14 protein-coding genes and 1 pseudogene are annotated in these 14,717 nt (G+C 66.4%); 6 read left to right on the top strand and 9 right to left on the bottom strand.

Annotation, left to right across the window (positions count from 1 at the left end):
- Positions 1–30 precede the first annotated feature (30 nt).
- Complete coding sequence (locus G6N18_RS12480) at positions 31–453, bottom strand: lipoprotein LpqH (RefSeq protein ID WP_083003193.1); 423 nt, start codon at positions 451–453, stop codon at positions 31–33.
- A 196-nt stretch (positions 454–649) separates the two neighbouring features.
- Here G6N18_RS12480 and G6N18_RS12475 point away from each other — a divergent pair, with 196 nt between their 5' ends.
- On the top strand, positions 650–823 hold the full coding sequence (locus G6N18_RS12475) for a CsbD family protein (RefSeq protein WP_083003259.1): 174 nt from the start codon (positions 650–652) through the stop codon (positions 821–823).
- Positions 824–1,084: 261 nt separating this feature from the next.
- Here the strand turns inward: G6N18_RS12475 and arr are convergent, their stop codons facing one another.
- Positions 1,085–1,513 (bottom strand): NAD(+)--rifampin ADP-ribosyltransferase, encoded by a 429-nt coding sequence (gene arr, locus G6N18_RS12470; protein ID WP_083003196.1) that lies wholly within the window; start codon positions 1,511–1,513, stop codon positions 1,085–1,087.
- A gap of 227 nt (positions 1,514–1,740) precedes the next feature.
- Here arr and G6N18_RS24245 point away from each other — a divergent pair, with 227 nt between their 5' ends.
- Both G6N18_RS24245 and G6N18_RS24590 read left to right on the top strand, forming a co-directional pair.
- A complete protein-coding gene (locus tag G6N18_RS24245) occupies positions 1,741–1,899 on the top strand; it encodes a DUF6307 family protein (RefSeq protein ID WP_165757345.1) in 159 nt (52 codons plus the stop codon).
- Positions 1,900–1,921: 22 nt separating this feature from the next.
- Positions 1,922–2,311 carry a hypothetical protein gene (locus G6N18_RS24590; RefSeq protein ID WP_234806187.1) on the top strand — a complete coding sequence of 130 codons (390 nt, stop codon included), beginning with the start codon at positions 1,922–1,924 and terminating at the stop codon, positions 2,309–2,311.
- An 8-nt stretch (positions 2,312–2,319) separates the two neighbouring features.
- On the opposite strand, the gene G6N18_RS12460 is transcribed toward G6N18_RS24590, so the two are convergent.
- Together G6N18_RS12460 and G6N18_RS12455 are read right to left on the bottom strand one after the other, a co-directional pair.
- The gene (locus G6N18_RS12460; RefSeq protein ID WP_083003199.1) at positions 2,320–3,495 is read right to left on the bottom strand and encodes a N(5)-(carboxyethyl)ornithine synthase; all 1,176 of its coding nucleotides are present in this window, start codon (positions 3,493–3,495) and stop codon (positions 2,320–2,322) included.
- Positions 3,492–3,728: a hypothetical protein gene (locus tag G6N18_RS12455; protein ID WP_083003202.1), complete on the bottom strand. Its 237-nt coding sequence runs from the start codon at positions 3,726–3,728 to the stop codon at positions 3,492–3,494. Before G6N18_RS12455 ends, G6N18_RS12460 begins: the two co-directional genes overlap by 4 nt.
- A gap of 486 nt (positions 3,729–4,214) precedes the next feature.
- Between G6N18_RS12455 and G6N18_RS12450 the strand changes: the two are divergent.
- Together G6N18_RS12450 and G6N18_RS12445 are read left to right on the top strand one after the other, a co-directional pair.
- Positions 4,215–5,557 (top strand): annotated as a pseudogene (locus G6N18_RS12450) (ISL3 family transposase).
- A gap of 85 nt (positions 5,558–5,642) precedes the next feature.
- Entirely contained in the window at positions 5,643–6,638 is a 996-nt protein-coding gene (locus G6N18_RS12445) for a PQQ-dependent sugar dehydrogenase (RefSeq protein ID WP_179962430.1), read from the top strand.
- A 105-nt stretch (positions 6,639–6,743) separates the two neighbouring features.
- Here the strand turns inward: G6N18_RS12445 and G6N18_RS24910 are convergent, their stop codons facing one another.
- Entirely contained in the window at positions 6,744–7,148 is a 405-nt protein-coding gene (locus G6N18_RS24910) for a M15 family metallopeptidase (protein ID WP_407663517.1), read from the bottom strand.
- Between the two features lie 9 nt (positions 7,149–7,157).
- On the opposite strand from G6N18_RS24910, the gene G6N18_RS24905 reads away from it, so the two are divergent.
- Positions 7,158–7,313, top strand: coding sequence for a hypothetical protein (locus G6N18_RS24905; protein WP_407663516.1), 156 nt, complete (start codon positions 7,158–7,160; stop codon positions 7,311–7,313).
- 218 nt (positions 7,314–7,531) lie between these two features.
- Here G6N18_RS24905 and G6N18_RS12435 read toward each other — a convergent pair whose 3' ends face one another.
- From G6N18_RS12435 to G6N18_RS12420, 4 genes are read right to left on the bottom strand one after another with little or no spacing between them, the layout of a single operon-like run.
- A complete protein-coding gene (locus G6N18_RS12435; RefSeq protein ID WP_109749593.1) occupies positions 7,532–9,583 on the bottom strand; it encodes an FAD-dependent oxidoreductase in 2,052 nt (683 codons plus the stop codon).
- Positions 9,580–12,780: an ATP-binding protein gene (locus tag G6N18_RS12430; RefSeq protein ID WP_083007149.1), complete on the bottom strand. Its 3,201-nt coding sequence runs from the start codon at positions 12,778–12,780 to the stop codon at positions 9,580–9,582. Before G6N18_RS12430 ends, G6N18_RS12435 begins: the two co-directional genes overlap by 4 nt.
- Complete coding sequence (locus G6N18_RS12425) at positions 12,777–13,316, bottom strand: hypothetical protein (protein WP_083007147.1); 540 nt, start codon at positions 13,314–13,316, stop codon at positions 12,777–12,779. The genes G6N18_RS12430 and G6N18_RS12425 overlap by 4 nt, the downstream gene beginning before the upstream one ends.
- Positions 13,316–14,713, bottom strand: a complete 1,398-nt coding sequence (locus G6N18_RS12420; RefSeq protein ID WP_083007144.1) for a hypothetical protein — start codon at positions 14,711–14,713, stop codon at positions 13,316–13,318. The genes G6N18_RS12425 and G6N18_RS12420 overlap by 1 nt, the downstream gene beginning before the upstream one ends.
- Positions 14,714–14,717: the final 4 nt, after the last annotated feature.

Here is a 14,717-nt window from a genome sequence, read left to right as displayed (position 1 = left end):
CTCAACGTAGTGCGGCGCGGGGGTCCAGCGTCAGCAGGGCGCTTTGATCTCGAAGGGCATCGGGCGGCTCTTGCTCGGATTGGCTCGATCGGAGCCGACGACGGTGCCGGTGATGGTGTAGACGTTGCCGTCGATGGTGGCTTCGGCCTTACCGGTATCGCCGCCGGCGACGCCGTGGATGTCGTTGATGTTTGCGATGTTGACGGTCCGGACGATCGGTTCGGCGCCGCCGAGGTGCAGGAAGACCTCGGCGTGCCCAGGCTCCGCGGCGGCGTCGATCATCATGTCCCAGGCGTGCTGAGTGCACTCGACGGACTCGGTGTTCTGTGAGGTGCCGTCGATGGAGATTTCGCCGGACTGGGCGGGTTCTTCGGTCGGCGCCGGCCCGGTCAGGCCGCATCCGGATACGACGGCCGTCAACGTCAGTGCAAGACCACTCAACCGGAACTTCACCCCGTCACCTCCGCCGTGATTTCGCGGGTTCCCCGGGATGGAGCATCACACACGGCGGGGCGTGGCAGCGGCGTTAGCGCTGATTTGCCTGGAAAAGGGGATCGCGGCGAGGTTTCCGGATTGGCCCGTCGAGGTATCCCCCGGGGCAGGTATGCCGAGTCAGTCGGACCGGGCGTCATATGTAGGGAGCATGACCATGAGCGGAACGGACAAAGCAAAGAACCAGATGCAAGACCTCGGCGGCAAGGCCAAGGAAGCAGCCGGCAATGCCACCGGCGACGCGCGCACCCGCGACGAGGGTCGAGGGGATCAGGCGAAGTCCAGCCTCAAAGGCGCCGGCGAGAAGATCAAGGACGCCTTCAAGAAGTAATCACCCCGAGTTGCACGGTTGGTTCTAGCGTCCTGAGTCGTTACTTCGTCGTCAGTGAGAATTCGAGGTTCGCGCGTTCCGGTGTGGTCTGTTTTCGGCTTCCTATGCTCGAGATTGCACACACGGCTGTGGTCGTTTTCTCAGATCAGCACAACCCTGGATGCAATCTCGGCGCTAGGACCATTTCGCAGACCAGCACCCCCGGCCATGTGCGTGCGTACAAGCACCCCAAATTCTGCTCCGAACTGATGACTCACGACGCTAGTCGTAGATTACGGCCAGCCCGCGGCGTTGAAGGTCGGCCAGGGTGTCCCGCATGGCTTGAAGCTGTTCGGGTGAATGTCCCACCCAATTCGTGATCTCGCCGACGATCCGCACGGGCTCGCGGGTGCGGTAGGAGCGCGTCGGGTTGCCGGGCAGCTTCTTGTCCGTGACGTTCGGGTCGTCCTCCACGGGGCCTTGTGGTTCGACGATGTAGATGCGGCCCCGTCCCTCGCCTGCTGCCAACTCTGCTCCCCAGACTGCGGCATCCAGTGTCTGGGTCACGTAGACGTGGTTCGAGATACGCCCTTCCTCGAAGTTCGACGGACGCCTGGGCACCAGCAGATCACTCACCGAGAGGTCGGCCTTGGTGCCGTGCAGAAAAGCGCCAGACTCGTGAACTTCGAAAGGTTTTGGCGTGCTCGGCACGGTGGTTCTCCATCTGTTGCGGTCGTGATCGGACGATTGTGCAGCACGCCGGGGGTCTTGCCGCAAGCCCCACCTCCCGTCGTACAGTGAGAGTGGGAAGACATTCGCCAGCTTCACTGGCCCGAGGCCGTTTCGCCGCTTCGAACACATCTGCGAAAAGGGTGTAGGGTCGTAGGTATCGAGCAGCTCGGATTGAGCGAAACATGTTCGATTGAAAAGGAACTCCGATGTCCGCTCCCGTCGAACCGCGTACGCCCTACATGAAACGTGTCGAGTTGGTGGCAGAGACCATCAAGGCTCACTCGAAGCTGAAGGACGAGGCCGCAAGCGAGTTGGCCGTGCACGTGCTGCACGCCTTGAATTCGATTCCGGAACAGATGCGCTGAGCGTCGGCGTGGAGCAGACGACATGAGGAAATCGCAGGATGAGCGGCAGGTCGAGTTTCGCGAGGACGTGATTCGTGTAGGCGCGGGTTTCGCGGCGAAAGAGCGTTCGGTAGTGCTGGATTCGCTGTCGGCGCTTGCGCCGCACCTGGGCCGGTGGGACCCACACGATGTGGATATCGACGTCTCCCTGCAGGACCGCGGTGGCACCGAACAGCGTGTCACGGTGCGCACGCGACTGCCTGGGCTTCCTCCGCTGGTGGCCACCGCAGAGAACGCGAGTATCACGCACGCCCTCAGTGAGGCCAAGCGTGAGTTGGTCCGACAGCTTGAACACCAGAAGGCCGCACACGAACCGATGCACAACCGTCGGCTCCGAGGCGCCACGATTCGGCATCCGGGTGCAGGCGGATAGAGAGACAGTCATGACGTACGCCGCTGAGGGACGAACAAGTGCGGATACGCATCTTCGCGGTGCTGAAACGACAGGATGGCGGGATTGGTGACGACGCCCTCGCGAATCTCGATGGCGCGGTGGATGGTTGGACTTTCCTGCCAGGCTGCGGGCCCGGCGAGGAGCGTGTCGAGGTGCGGCAGCAAGGCCTCGCTGACCTCCCACGTCGCTGAGTCCCACAGGTAGGACGGGCTGTGGTCGACTGCATAGTAGTGCACGTCATTGGCCAACTTGCGGAGCGGCTTGGCGAACGAAGTCGGCTGAGCCCAGCTGAAACCCATGGCCACATCGCAGGAGACGTCGACGATCAAGCTGCCGGGCGCGAACGCCGGCAGGTCGTTCTCGGTAGCGAAGATCAACGGTTTTTCGGGATTCTGTAGTACGCAGTTGACGATGATGTCGTTGTCGGCGAGGACACGGGCGACGGGTACGACGCCGGCATCGGGCGTGTCCGCCCATACGCGGTCGGGCGGCGTCCCCTCGTCACGTCCCATCTGAATGATCTGGGTGGAGTGGATCGGTGCCGCGACGGCTGCGACATCGCGATTGGTCAGCACGCGCACATCGTCGACGCCGTGGGCGTTCAATGCGGTGACCGCACCGCGCGCAGTCGCCCCGAATCCGATGACGGCGGCACGCAGACGGCGACCGTAGCTACCGGTGACACCGATCAACTGCATGGCGTGCAAGACCGAGCAATACCCGGCGAGCTCGTTGTTCTTGTGGAAGACGTGCAGCCCGAAGCCGCCGTCGGCCTGCCAGTGGTTCATCGCCTCGAAAGCGATCAACGTCAGCCGCCGATCGATGGCGATCTGAGTCAGTTCGACGTTCTGGACACAGTGCGGCCAGCCCCAAACGGTTTGTCCGACACGAAATTCAGTCAGGTCGTCGGCCTCGACCTTGGGCAGCAGAATTGTGTCGCAGTCGGCGATCAGCTGCTTGCGGGTCCGGATTCCGCCGACCAAGCCGGCCAGCGCGTTGTCGGTGGCGCCGAAGGCTGGGCCGTAGCCGCGCTCGAGGAAGATCTGACTCCGCGTCTGAGGGTCAATCCGGCCGAAATGGTCTGGGTGGATGGGTAGTCGGCGCTCGTCCGGTTTGCGCGAGTGAGCCAGCACCCCTAACGAAAGGGATTGGCGATTCGTCACTCGTCTTCGGCCGCGGGCGCCGACGTGTCGGCACGCTCCTGGTGTTCGAGTTTGGTGTCACGGCCGCGGTCGACGGATGCCTCTTGATCGTGATGGTGTGTGGCGCTGCGCCGGGCGTCGGCTGCGTGGCTCGCATCGGGCTGCGTGCCGGTCAGACGTTGGACGAATCCGAGTGACGCCGCGGCGCCGGATTGAATGATGGCGCGAATACGGGATTCGATCGGAGCGAGCATCGGGAGTCTCAAATCTGCTAGTAGGAGCCCAGTACACGCGCACTTTGCATGCGTGTCAAGCGAGTTGAAGGGCCCGCCCGACAGTTGACGAAGTGCGAAACATCCTGGGCTGCTGCTCTCGGGTGAGGCAATCCCGAGAAGTTAGCCCGGGACCGATCCAGCCTCAAGGGACCTAGGTCCTCGCAAAGAGGGTCCACACGTGCGCGGGGTGATGCAGAGCGCGCTCGACCGGCTGGCGAGCCAGCGGCGCTTCCCTGTGCTGGGCTAACCGCGAGCCTGGGCGCGTAAGTCGATCACCCCGGTAGTCCGATGCGCGTCTGGTCAACGGCGAGCCCGAGTTCGTGAATGCAACTGGACCTAAAGGGGCCAAATAGGGCTCTCCTGACACTTCCGTGGGTTGATTTCTGAGATGTCTGGGGCGCACGTCGTTGTCGCTTAAGGTTTCTGGCTTGTCAAGGGTCAGGAACCAAGGGAGCGGGCAACGACGTGCGCAATGTGAGGTTATGGCGTGGGCTGCTGGGTGTCGACAAGCGCACGGTGATCGAGGCGGTCGAGTTCGAGGAATTCGAAGGCCAGGACGCCGAGGGCGCCGCACTGGTGGTGGCGCGGGTGCGGCCACGAAGCGGGGTCTCACGGCGTTGTGGCCGCTGTGGCCGCAGGGCGTCTTGGTATGACCGGGGTGAGGGTCGACGCCGGTGGCGGGGCCTGGATTGGGGCACTGTGCAGGTGGTGCTGGAGGCCGAGGCGCCGCGGGTGAACTGCCCCACCCACGGGCCGACGGTGGCGGCGGTGCCGTGGGCGCGTCATCACGCCGGACACACTTTGGCCTTCGATGACACGGTGGCCTGGTTGGCGGTGGCGTGCTCGAAAACCGCGGTGTGCGAGTTGATGCGGGTCGCCTGGCGCACCGTCGGCGCGATCGTGGCCCGGGTCTGGGCCGACACCGAGAAGACCTTCGACCGGTTCGCGGGCCTGCGCCGCATCGGCATCGACGAGATCTCCTACAAACGCCACCACAAGTACTTGACGGTGGTCGTTGATCACGACAGCGGCCGGCTGGTGTGGGCCGCACCCGGGCGCGACACCAAGACGCTGCGGCGGTTCTTCGACGCCTTGGGCGCCCAGCGGTGCGCACAGATCACCCACGTCTCCGCTGATGCCGCCGACTGGATCGCCGACGTCGTCGCCCAACGCTGCCCGGCCGCGATCCGTTGTGCGGATCCGTTCCATGTGGTGGCCTGGGCCACCGAGGCACTCGACGTCGAGCGGCGCCGGGCCTGGAACGACGCGCGAGCGCTGGCGCGCACCGAGCCCACGTGGGGCCGGGGTCGGCCCGGTAAGGACACCGCGCCGCGGCCGGCCGTGAGCACGCCCGCAAGCTCAAGGGGGCCCGCTACGCGTTGTGGAAGAACCCCGAAGACCTCACCGAACGCCAGAACGCCAAACTGGCCTGGATCGCCAAGACCGACACCCGCCTCTATCGCGCCTATCTGCTCAAAGAGGGCTTACGGCATGTGTTCTCGGTCAAAGGCGAGGAAGGCAAACAGGCCCTGGACAAGTGGACCTCCTGGGCGCGGCGTTGCCGCATCCCGGTGTTCGTCGAGCTCGCCGGCCGCATCGTGCGCCACCGGGTGGCCATCGACGCCACGCTCGATCACGGCCTCTCCCAAGGACTGATCGAATCCACCAACACCAAGATCCGACTCCTGACCCGCATCGCGTTCGGATTTCGCTCCCCAGACGCACTCATCGCCCTGGCCATGCTCGCCCTCGGCGGCCACCGCCCCGCGCTACCAGGACGCATCAACCACCCACGGATCAGTCAGTAGAGCCCCAAATAGCGGGTATTCATGGTGTGTGCCTGCCCCACGAGCAGTTCTAACCCAAGGCGTGCTTGCGCTTGCCGCGGCTGCGATGTTGGTCATCGCATGCGCATGTGACGTCGAATCTCGCGGTCAGCCCAATGTCGCCCCGCCCACCGACATCGCCACGAACCTCGATGTGCCGTGGGGGATCGCGTTTCTGCCCGACGGCAGCGCCCTGATCGCCGAACGCAACAGCGGCGCCGTCAAGCACCTGTCGGCGGGCGCGGTAAATCAGGTCGGTGTGGTGGCCGGCGTCGCGGCGCGCGGGGAAGGCGGTCTGCTCGGTCTCGCCACTGCGGGCCAAACAGTCTTCGCCTACATCACGACCGCCCAGGACAACCGAGTGGTCCGAATGCGCTTCAGCGGAAGCGCGCTAAGCGAGCCGTCGCCGATTCTCACCGGCATCCCTGCGGGTTCCGTCCACGACGGCGGGCGCATCGCGTTCGGTCCGGACGGCAAGCTCTATGTGACGACGGGAGAGAGCGGCAATCCTGATCTGGCGCAGGACCGGTCGTCGCTAGGCGGCAAGATCCTTCGCATCAATCCCGACGGTTCGGTCCCGTCCGACAACCCAGATCCGGCATCGCCGGTCTGGTCATTCGGCCATCGCAACATCCAGGGATTGGCGTGGGATTCGAGTGGCCGACTGTGGGCCACGGAGTACGGCGCGAATCGGGTGGACGAGCTCAATTTGATCCAGCCGGAAGGCAACTACGGGTGGCCGATGGCTGAAGGTTCCGCGGATACCGCAGGTCTGATCGACCCGGCGGTCCAGTGGGGGACCGGTGAAGCGTCGCCCTCAGGGCTCGCCTTTTTCGGCGGCTCGTTGTGGGTCGCGTGCCTTCGCGGCCAGCGCCTCTACCAGATTCCGGTCGGCGCCGACGGTGCACTGGGCGACTCGGTGCCGCTGTTCATCGGACAGTACGGGCGTCTGCGAACTGTTGTCGCGGCGCCGGACGGCACCCTGTGGTTCACCACGAGTAACCGCGACGGTCGAGGAAGTGCGCGCGACGGTGACGACCGCATCCTCCAGTTCCGGCCGTGACTATCGACGAGCAGATTTCGCAACGAGGAATAGGTGCTTCCCTATCTTTGTGATTCCTAAGAGCATCTCGACCACCGGGCTCGTGAACTAGCTTAGCTAACTAGCTCATTGGTTGCGACGCTCGAAGTGTTGATAGTCCTTCGGCGTTTGCCAGTCGCCGCCCCAGTGCCAGCCGCGATCGATGAAGATCCGTACCGCGGGGTCGCCGTCGTGCAGCACGCCGGGATCGACGCGGTTGCGGTCGAGGTAGGGCGCGGCGTTGGCGGGCTGGAATGCGCCGATGCTGTCGATGTACGGGTTGAGAAGCGGATTGATGTCGATGGCCCGGCCGTAGGCGTGTAGGGACCAGTTGCCGGTGCCAGGGATGTCGCGGCAGTTGAACGCCGAGGTGTTGTTGTCCCGCATCGACAACTCGTCATCTGCGCGCGGGTAGTGGTCGGGCGTGCGCATCTTTTCGATGGGATAACGCACTTGGCGGAGCTGATCGAAGATGTCGATGACCTCTGGCACCAGGTCTTCGTGCACGATCAGCTCGCCGCGGTGAACCTCGCCGTCCATCCCAAGGTGGTCGATCTCGACGCGCCGCAACTGTGCCGGGTCGAGCGGGCAACCTGGGCGCCAACTTTCACCGAGTTCGGCGGCGGTGACGGGCAGGACTCGAGCGGGCGCTGGTGACGGGGTGGTCGGTGGCGGGGCGGCGCTCGGTGACGGACTGGTCGTGCTCGGCGGTGGGGTGGGCGTGGGCGGTGTCGGCGGAGGAGATGCGCCGCACTGCACGAGGAGCGCAACAGCTGCCGTGGCCGCCGCCAGCCTGGTGACTACCCGACGAACGCAGAGTCCGACCACCGCCGGATCGTACTGCGTTCTGCGGCGGCCCACTTCGGGCATTGAGCTCACGGCAGATAGAAGCCGCGAATTCGGTAGAAGCGTCCGCGGCCGAGCAGGGCGTTGGCGGCTTGCAGGCCGGACATCACCGCAGCTTCGATGCAGCCGGCGTTCATGCCGCAATCGGTCCAGTCCCCGGCGAGCACCAGGTTGTCGTAGCCGCCCTCGTCGGGCCGCAGCCGGTACTTGTCCGACCCGGGCACCGATTGGACATAGCGGTCGGACGGATCGATGTTGACGCTGACGTGCTGGGTGGCCAGCGCGTCGCGGCCACGTTGGCCGTCGACCCCGCAGAGCAGGTGCCACGCGAAGCCGTCGCTCGTCGTCGCGCCGGGTAGGAACAGCCCGATGTGGTGGTCGAGATACCGGACGGCGGCGGCGTGCACGGCGTCGCGGCTACGGCGCACGTAGTCGTCGTAGGGTTCGGCGGCCGGCCACGGCGAGTCGAAGGCGCCACAGAAATATGCGACAGTGCCCGGCCGATCGTCGGCCGGCCAGTCCTCGGCCCACAGCGTCTGCGGCATGGACGCCCACGTGTCGAACGGGGGTACGTAGGCGCTGGCGGTCACCCCGGGCCGCGGCCAGCCCAGTGCAGGCTCGTCCGGGCGCAACCAGATCTGGAACGCCTGGGTGGCGACGGTGCGCACGTGGTCGGTCATACACCGCCACTCGGGCTGATCGTCGATGAGCTCGGCGGCAACGATGTCCACCATGCCCAGCGACACCGCGAGCACGACGTGATCGAAGTCGGCTCCCCGCTGCAACATCCGCGTCTCGACGTCACAGCGGTCGCCGAAATGGGATTCGAGCGTGTGCATTCCGGGTCGGCATTGAACCTGATCGGTGAGCGGTTCGCCGGGGAAGACGGGCAGTCCGCCCACCCGGATCAACGGCTGGTACTCGTCGATGCCCTCGGCGAGCGCGACTTGGCGGCCCAGGCGAATGGTTTCGACGCGTCGGCGCTCGGCGTCCAGATGCAGGCTGTCGACGCGGTGAAAGAACTCGAACCGGACACCCCGTCGCCGCAGCACCTGATAGATGGGCGCGATCACGACCTCACCCATCCCCGCGGTCATCTTCCAGAAGATCGCTCCCTTGTACTCGAAAAGCACCAGCCCGGTGAGGAATACCGCGAGGCCCGCCGCGAACGCGGGCCGATGCGGGTCCCCCTCGGCGTATCCGAAGACCAGATCGTAGAGGCCGCGGATCAGCGGGAACTCCAGGACGTCGGGATGTGCGCCGTGGCGCAGGATCCACTGGCCGAAGTCCTCGTCGTTGATGGCGCGGAAACCGCGCGGGTCGGTGACCAGGTTGTCGGCGACGAGCCCGCGGACGACCGCTACCACGAGCGAGACCAACAGCCACGACCGTCTGTGGTCGGGCCGGTGCTCGTAGTCGAGGGAGCGGCCGATGGCGGCGACGGCGGCGTCCAGCAGCGGGCCCGACGAGTCCGGTTCCGCCGCCGGGGCCAGCGCGGCCAGGGCCGCCCGCTGGACCGTTTCGATTGCCGTTTCGATGGCTGGTGGGTGTTGCGAGGTTGACAGGATCAAGCCGACGGGCTCGGCGTCGCGCAGCGATTGGGTGAAGTCGACGAGCAGCTGGGCGGCTCTGCGCAGGAAGCCGACGGCGGTGATCTCGCGGCCGAGCGAATGCGGGTCTCCCGGAAGCTCGTCGTTGCGGGTGAACGTGCCCAGCCAGGTCAGCCACTCGTCACCCCACCGATCTGCCAGGCCGAGGTTGTCGGCGGGTATCAAGGCCTGGTCCCAGGTCTGAACCGGGGCGGCGGGATCCGTTGCGGCGCGGTCGAGTTCGGCGTAGCACTCGCGCAGCAGGCCGAATGCGTTCTCGTAGGAGCCCAGCCAGATGTGCAGGCCGTGTTCCTCGATACGGCCGTGCGGACCGCGGCTCGAGGCGGCCTTGCCGCCGAGTCGCCAGCCACGTTGGTAGACGGTGATGGAGTCGAAGCGGTCGCGCCAGCCGGCCTCGCTGAGCCGCCAGGCGGCACTGAGGCCGGCCATGCCGCCGCCGAGGATGGCGACCTTGCCCCCGGGCCGCGTCACGCCAGCAGCGCTTGTGCCCGGGCCAGCTCGGGCCACGTGCTGTCCGGCGGGAATTGGCCGACGGCTTCGGCGAGGACACCGCGCGCGGAATCACCGCGCAGCTGGAAAATGTCGGCAGCGGAGCGCAACTCGAAGATCACCCCGCCTTGTCTGCGCGCCAACGCGTGGGCATCCTGCAGGCAGCGGTCACGGCTGTCGGAGTCGGGTTCCGTGTGCGCCCGCAACCGGCACAGCTCGGCGTCGTAGAAATGCACATCGGTGTCTGCGGCCAACTGCAGTGCGGCGTCGAGCCGCGCGCGGGCTTCGTCGGTCCTACCCGCGGCGAACAGGAGTCTCGCGACGATGCTGTCGTAGAAGGTGAGGAACATCCGCACTTCGGCTGCGCGCCAGGCTTCGACGAGCATGGTCATGGTGCCGATGTGGGTCTCGAGCGCCGCGGGCTGGACGTGTTTGGACGTCAGCGCCTTCAACCCGTCCACGGTGCATTGCTGCGTCGCGGCGATCAGTGCCCACGCGTCGAATCCGTACCGCTGGGCGTCTGCGGCCAAAGCGGCGACGATCGCTGCCGCTTGATCGAGCTCGCCGGCTTCGATGTACATCCAGGCTTCGTAGCTGCGCGCGTATGCGGCGCTGTACGGGCCTTGCGGGAATCCGAGGTGCTCGACGCGGCGGACGGTGCGGTCGAACTCCGCCTGCGCACCGGCGAAGTCGCCCATCACCAGGCGGGCAGCGGCCAGGTGGGTGTAGATCGATGCCAGCGGCTCGTTGGGGATGAACCAGTGTGCCTCGTCTTCGCCGGCGCCGACGTCGGTGCGGACGGCTACGGACTCCAATCCGTCGCGCGCAGCGGAGAATTGGCCGCGGTACCACGCCAGCATCGCGAAGCCCGCGTCGTTGTTCACCAGGAACCAGGCGACGTTTCCGCTCTGTCCGGCGCGGACGGCGGTGAGCACCTGCTCGGCGCGTCGCAGGTCGGCGCGGGTGGCGTAGTAGCCGTACAGGGCCGTCATCGTGGTCAGGAACTCCTCGGTGAGGTCGGTTCCCACCACCTGAAGGCAGCGTTCGAAGTCGAGTGCGGCCTGAGCGCTGGAGGTGCCCTCGACCGCCGAGGCCAAAAAGCCGCGGCGCAGCCGGATCTCCACCTCCCGCCGGTCGCGATGGCTCCCGGGCGCCATGCGTTCGACCCGTGCGATCGCCTCGTTGAGGAAGCTGAGCGATTCACCGAGCGCGCCGCGGCGTCGCGCGTCGGAGGCGGCCTGTTGATATGCCGTCGCCGCGTCGTCGAACCGCTGCGCCTCGTCGTAATGCCTTGCGACAACACGCCAATCCGGCTTTCCGTCGGCAGAACCGGCGTCGAGGGCGGCCGCGATCCGGCCGTGCAGCGTTCGCCGGACGCTGGGCGGGGACAATTCGTAGGCGACTTCGCGGAGGAGTTCGTGGCGGAACCGGAACGTCTCTGCGCTGATCCGCTCGATAACCCGGGCGTCCTCGAGGGCCCCGACGATGTCGTCGACGTCCGCTTCGGGCAGGTCCGTCGCCGACAGCAGCAGTTGCCGGTCGAACTCGCGCCCGATGGTCGCGGCGGCCGCCACGACCGGCACGGTGTTGGCCGTCGCACGCAGCCGGGACAGCAGCGACTCGTAGAGCGCATCGGGGACATGTCCGTTGTGCTGGGCCGGCATCGGGAGGTGGCCGAGACCGGTGACGATCTCCTCGACGTACAGCGGCACACCGTCGCAACGCTCGCGCACGGATCGCCGGACATCGTCGGGCACGTCGGGTGCGAGGGCGACGATCAGCGCGTCGGTGTCGTCATCGCTGAGGGGTTTGACGTCGAACAGCTTGACGTTGCCGACGCTGGGCAGCTTGACGGTGTCGCGCGCGGTGATCACGACGAGTACCCGCACGAGTTGGGCGCTCAGGATGTCGTCGACCACTTCGACGGTTGACGGGTCGAACCAGTGCACATCCTCGACCACCAGCAGGGCGGGACCGTCACCGAGGCATCCGATGAGGTAGTCGTCGACGGCTCCGGCGATGTCCTCGTAGAGCTTGCTGCCTTCTGCGTTGGCCGCCTGGTAGCCGGCCTCGGCGGGGATGCCCAGCACCGGCGCCAGCAGGGGCAGCGTCGCCGCCGGATCGCGGCCGAGGCCGGTGATCTCCTCCTCGAGGAGTCGCAGCCGATCGCTCTGCTCGGTGAGTCGGTCTATGCCACAACGCCTCTCGAGTAGCTCGCGGACGGGATGAAGGCCCGCGGCGGTGTGGAATGGCGATCCCGACACGGTGAGCACCGGGGCGCCCGACCGATCGGCGAGGTTGACGGCCGCCTGGGCAAGGCGGCTCTTGCCGATGCCGGCCTCACCGACAAACGCGACACCGGCAGTATCGAGGGTGCCCGCCTGCGCGCGGGCCCAGCACGCGTCGAGGTACGCCAGCTCCTCCGTGCGGCCGACCAACGGGCCCAACGGCGCTCGGGTGGACATCGTTTGTTCGCCGAGCACCTGGTGGTGGACGACCGGCTCCTCCACGCCCTTCACCGGCAGCGCCGGTCGCGGTGCGAGGTCGAAGATCTCGCGGATCAACGGTTCGACGGCGTCGCTGACCACGACGGTGCCCGGCGGCGCGATGCTGGACACCCTGGCGGTCAGGTTCGCGGCGAACCCGTAGACGTCGTCCTGGCCCCTGTCGAGGTACACCAGGCCGCGGTGCACGCCGACGCGGACACTGACCTCGACGCCGAAGCGTTCGCGTGTCTGGGCGCTGAGGCGGGCGACGTCGCGGGTGATGTCCAGCCCGGCCTGTACCGCCCGGCGGACGTCGTTCTCGTGCGCGTGTGGATAGCCGAAGACGACCAGCAGACCGTCGCCCTTCGTGGATCCGATGTGGCCCTCGTAGCGGTCGACGATCCGCTGTACCTGGTCGCGGTACTTGCCGACGATGATGCGGTACGCCTCGGGCTCGACGACGGTCGAGAGCACCGTCGAGTCGACGAGGTCGCAGAACAGCAGCGTCAGCCGGCGCAGCTCACCGCCCGTCGTGGGGGCCGCCAGAAGGTCTTCGGCGTCCGGGTTTCTGTGGTCGACGGCCAGCACGCGCTCGGCCAGCGATGTCGCGGTCGCCCGGTCGCCGCGATTGATGGCTTGCACTGCGCGATCAAGTAACTCGTCGACCGCTTGGCGATGATCGCGCTCGGTCACAGCTTGATGAACACCGGCACGATCGTGTCCGCCTTGCCGTCCGGATGGCGCACCGCAACATCGGCGAAATAGACCGCGCCGGGCAGTCCGGTGGCGTCGACTTCGATCTCGAAGGTCGCTTCGGTGGGTCCCAGTATGCCGAGCGGTCTCAGTTGGGCGTCTCGTCCGGCGCTGGGCAGCAACGTGATTCGGTCATGTGGAATGAACAGGTAGCCGTTAGACAGAGGTGTCGCCAGTGTGAGCTGACGCTGCACCTCGATCCGCACAGTGGGGAACTTCTCTGACCGCACAGTTCTCTTCGCCGCCGCGCGTGCGGTGTTCACCGAACCTGCGGATCCGCAGCCACAGTCGCCGACCGGCGCGCACGTCTTCTGTGTGGTGCAGCAGTTGAGGGCGGCGGCGGTGAACGCGAGGCTGCTCTTGACCGCGACGTCGACGAGTTGTTGCACCGTGGCGGTGCAGTCGTGTTGTTGTGGGTAGGGCTCGCCGACGTCGATGCGGTCGACCGGTCGACGGACGGTGTGGCTGCAGTTCATCAGTGCCCCTTGGGTTGTGGGCCGCCTCCGAGCATGAGGCCGAAAATCCGCCATGGGTCGGTCGCCAACCGGGCCGACACCTTGGCGCCGAAGTCCACCATCTCGGTCGGCTCGAAACCGCACTTCGCCCAGTGGTTCACCAGGCCGGCGTATTCGGTCGAAACCTCGGTCACGCAGTCGGCCCACAGGTCGACCGCCTCGGCGACGGTGGGAGAGATGGGCTGCTGGCATCCGCACGGCGCGCCGGCCGCCGGCAACGACGCGCAGACCGTCGGATCGAACGGCTTGGCCGGCTTACCGGTCGAGGCCGACACTTTCCAGCCGACGAGGCCCGACGGCGGGTTCAGGGCGCAACCGACCAGCATGCTCTCGCCGATGGCGGCGTATCCGCCGATGACGGCGAACATGACCGTGGCAATCGCCGGCACGCCGGCGAACTTCACCTCCTTCAGCGTGGTGATGCGAACGCCGCGCTTTTCCTTCTCGAAGTTGATGTAGCCGCGGTCGAGGATGGTGAATCCGTCGTCTGCGGTGTTGGCGCGGTCGTCGTCGATGTCGTAGTTGACGAATGCGCCGTCAGTTCGTTCGCCCTTCCAGTACTTGATCGCCGTCCTCAGCCGGTAGCCGGGAACGACGCCGCACAAGGTGCTGATGCTCTCCAGTACGCGGCTCCACCCGTAGCTGTCCGGCGTTTTCGGGATGGGCTTCATGTCGCAGAAGAACGGGCTGCAACGGGGCCAGTTCGCGGGGTCCGCCACGCGTTTGACTTTGCTGACGGACAGCCCGTCTCGGAAATATTCGGCCCTGAGGACGGCGTACTCGCCGCACGCGTCGCGCCGGATGTCGAACTCGAACGACACGTGGCGCACATACATCAGGACCTCTTGGCTGACCAGGTTCTGGTTTGCCGCGGTTTCGATGACCGCGTCGAAGTCCTCGCGCCCCTCAAAGTTGCCGCCGAACAGTTCCAGCAGCGCTTGGCCGCCGGTCCTCGAAACGGGACCGGTTGCGCCGGGAACGGCAACCGCAAGGGCTTCGGCAAACAGTTCGCGCTCCACCTCGGCCCGAGAAGTCAACTGCCAGTGAGCACCGACGACGTAGAGGAACCGGGCCATCTCGACGGGTCCGATGCCGACCTCTTCCTGAACTGCGGCGGTGCTTCGCATCTCAGCGAATTCGCGCAATGCCGCTGTGCGCGAAGGGAATTCAGTCTGATCCGGATCCACCGAGAGCTCGCGGACGAATCGGCGGATGTCGTCGAACCAGCCCTGACGCCCTGGGCCGGTGGTCCCCGGCAGGAACGCTTCCACTCGTGCGGTGACGTTGGGGTCGTCCACCGCGACCACCGCGTCGTCGAGGGCGCCGTAGAGCGCGAGCAAAGAATGAAGGGTGGCCATTTGC

It is taken from the genome of Mycolicibacterium celeriflavum, from assembly GCF_010731795.1.
In the GTDB taxonomy this organism is placed as follows: domain Bacteria; phylum Actinomycetota; class Actinomycetes; order Mycobacteriales; family Mycobacteriaceae; genus Mycobacterium; species Mycobacterium celeriflavum.
This window is presented reverse-complemented; position numbering and strand designations above follow the sequence as displayed.

What these genes read in the sequence shown, in the direction of transcription:
- G6N18_RS12445 (WP_179962430.1), top strand. Translation starts at nt 5,643, where the DNA reads ATGTTGGTCATCGCATGCGCATGTGACGTCGAATCTCGCGGTCAGCCC.
- G6N18_RS12420 (WP_083007144.1), bottom strand. Translation starts at nt 14,713, where the DNA reads ATGGCCACCCTTCATTCTTTGCTCGCGCTCTACGGCGCCCTCGACGAC.
- G6N18_RS24245 (WP_165757345.1), top strand. Translation starts at nt 1,741, where the DNA reads ATGTCCGCTCCCGTCGAACCGCGTACGCCCTACATGAAACGTGTCGAG.
- G6N18_RS12425 (WP_083007147.1), bottom strand. Translation starts at nt 13,316, where the DNA reads ATGAACTGCAGCCACACCGTCCGTCGACCGGTCGACCGCATCGACGTC.
- G6N18_RS12455 (WP_083003202.1), bottom strand. Translation starts at nt 3,728, where the DNA reads ATGCTCGCTCCGATCGAATCCCGTATTCGCGCCATCATTCAATCCGGC.
- G6N18_RS12475 (WP_083003259.1), top strand. Translation starts at nt 650, where the DNA reads ATGAGCGGAACGGACAAAGCAAAGAACCAGATGCAAGACCTCGGCGGC.
- G6N18_RS24590 (WP_234806187.1), top strand. Translation starts at nt 1,922, where the DNA reads ATGAGGAAATCGCAGGATGAGCGGCAGGTCGAGTTTCGCGAGGACGTG.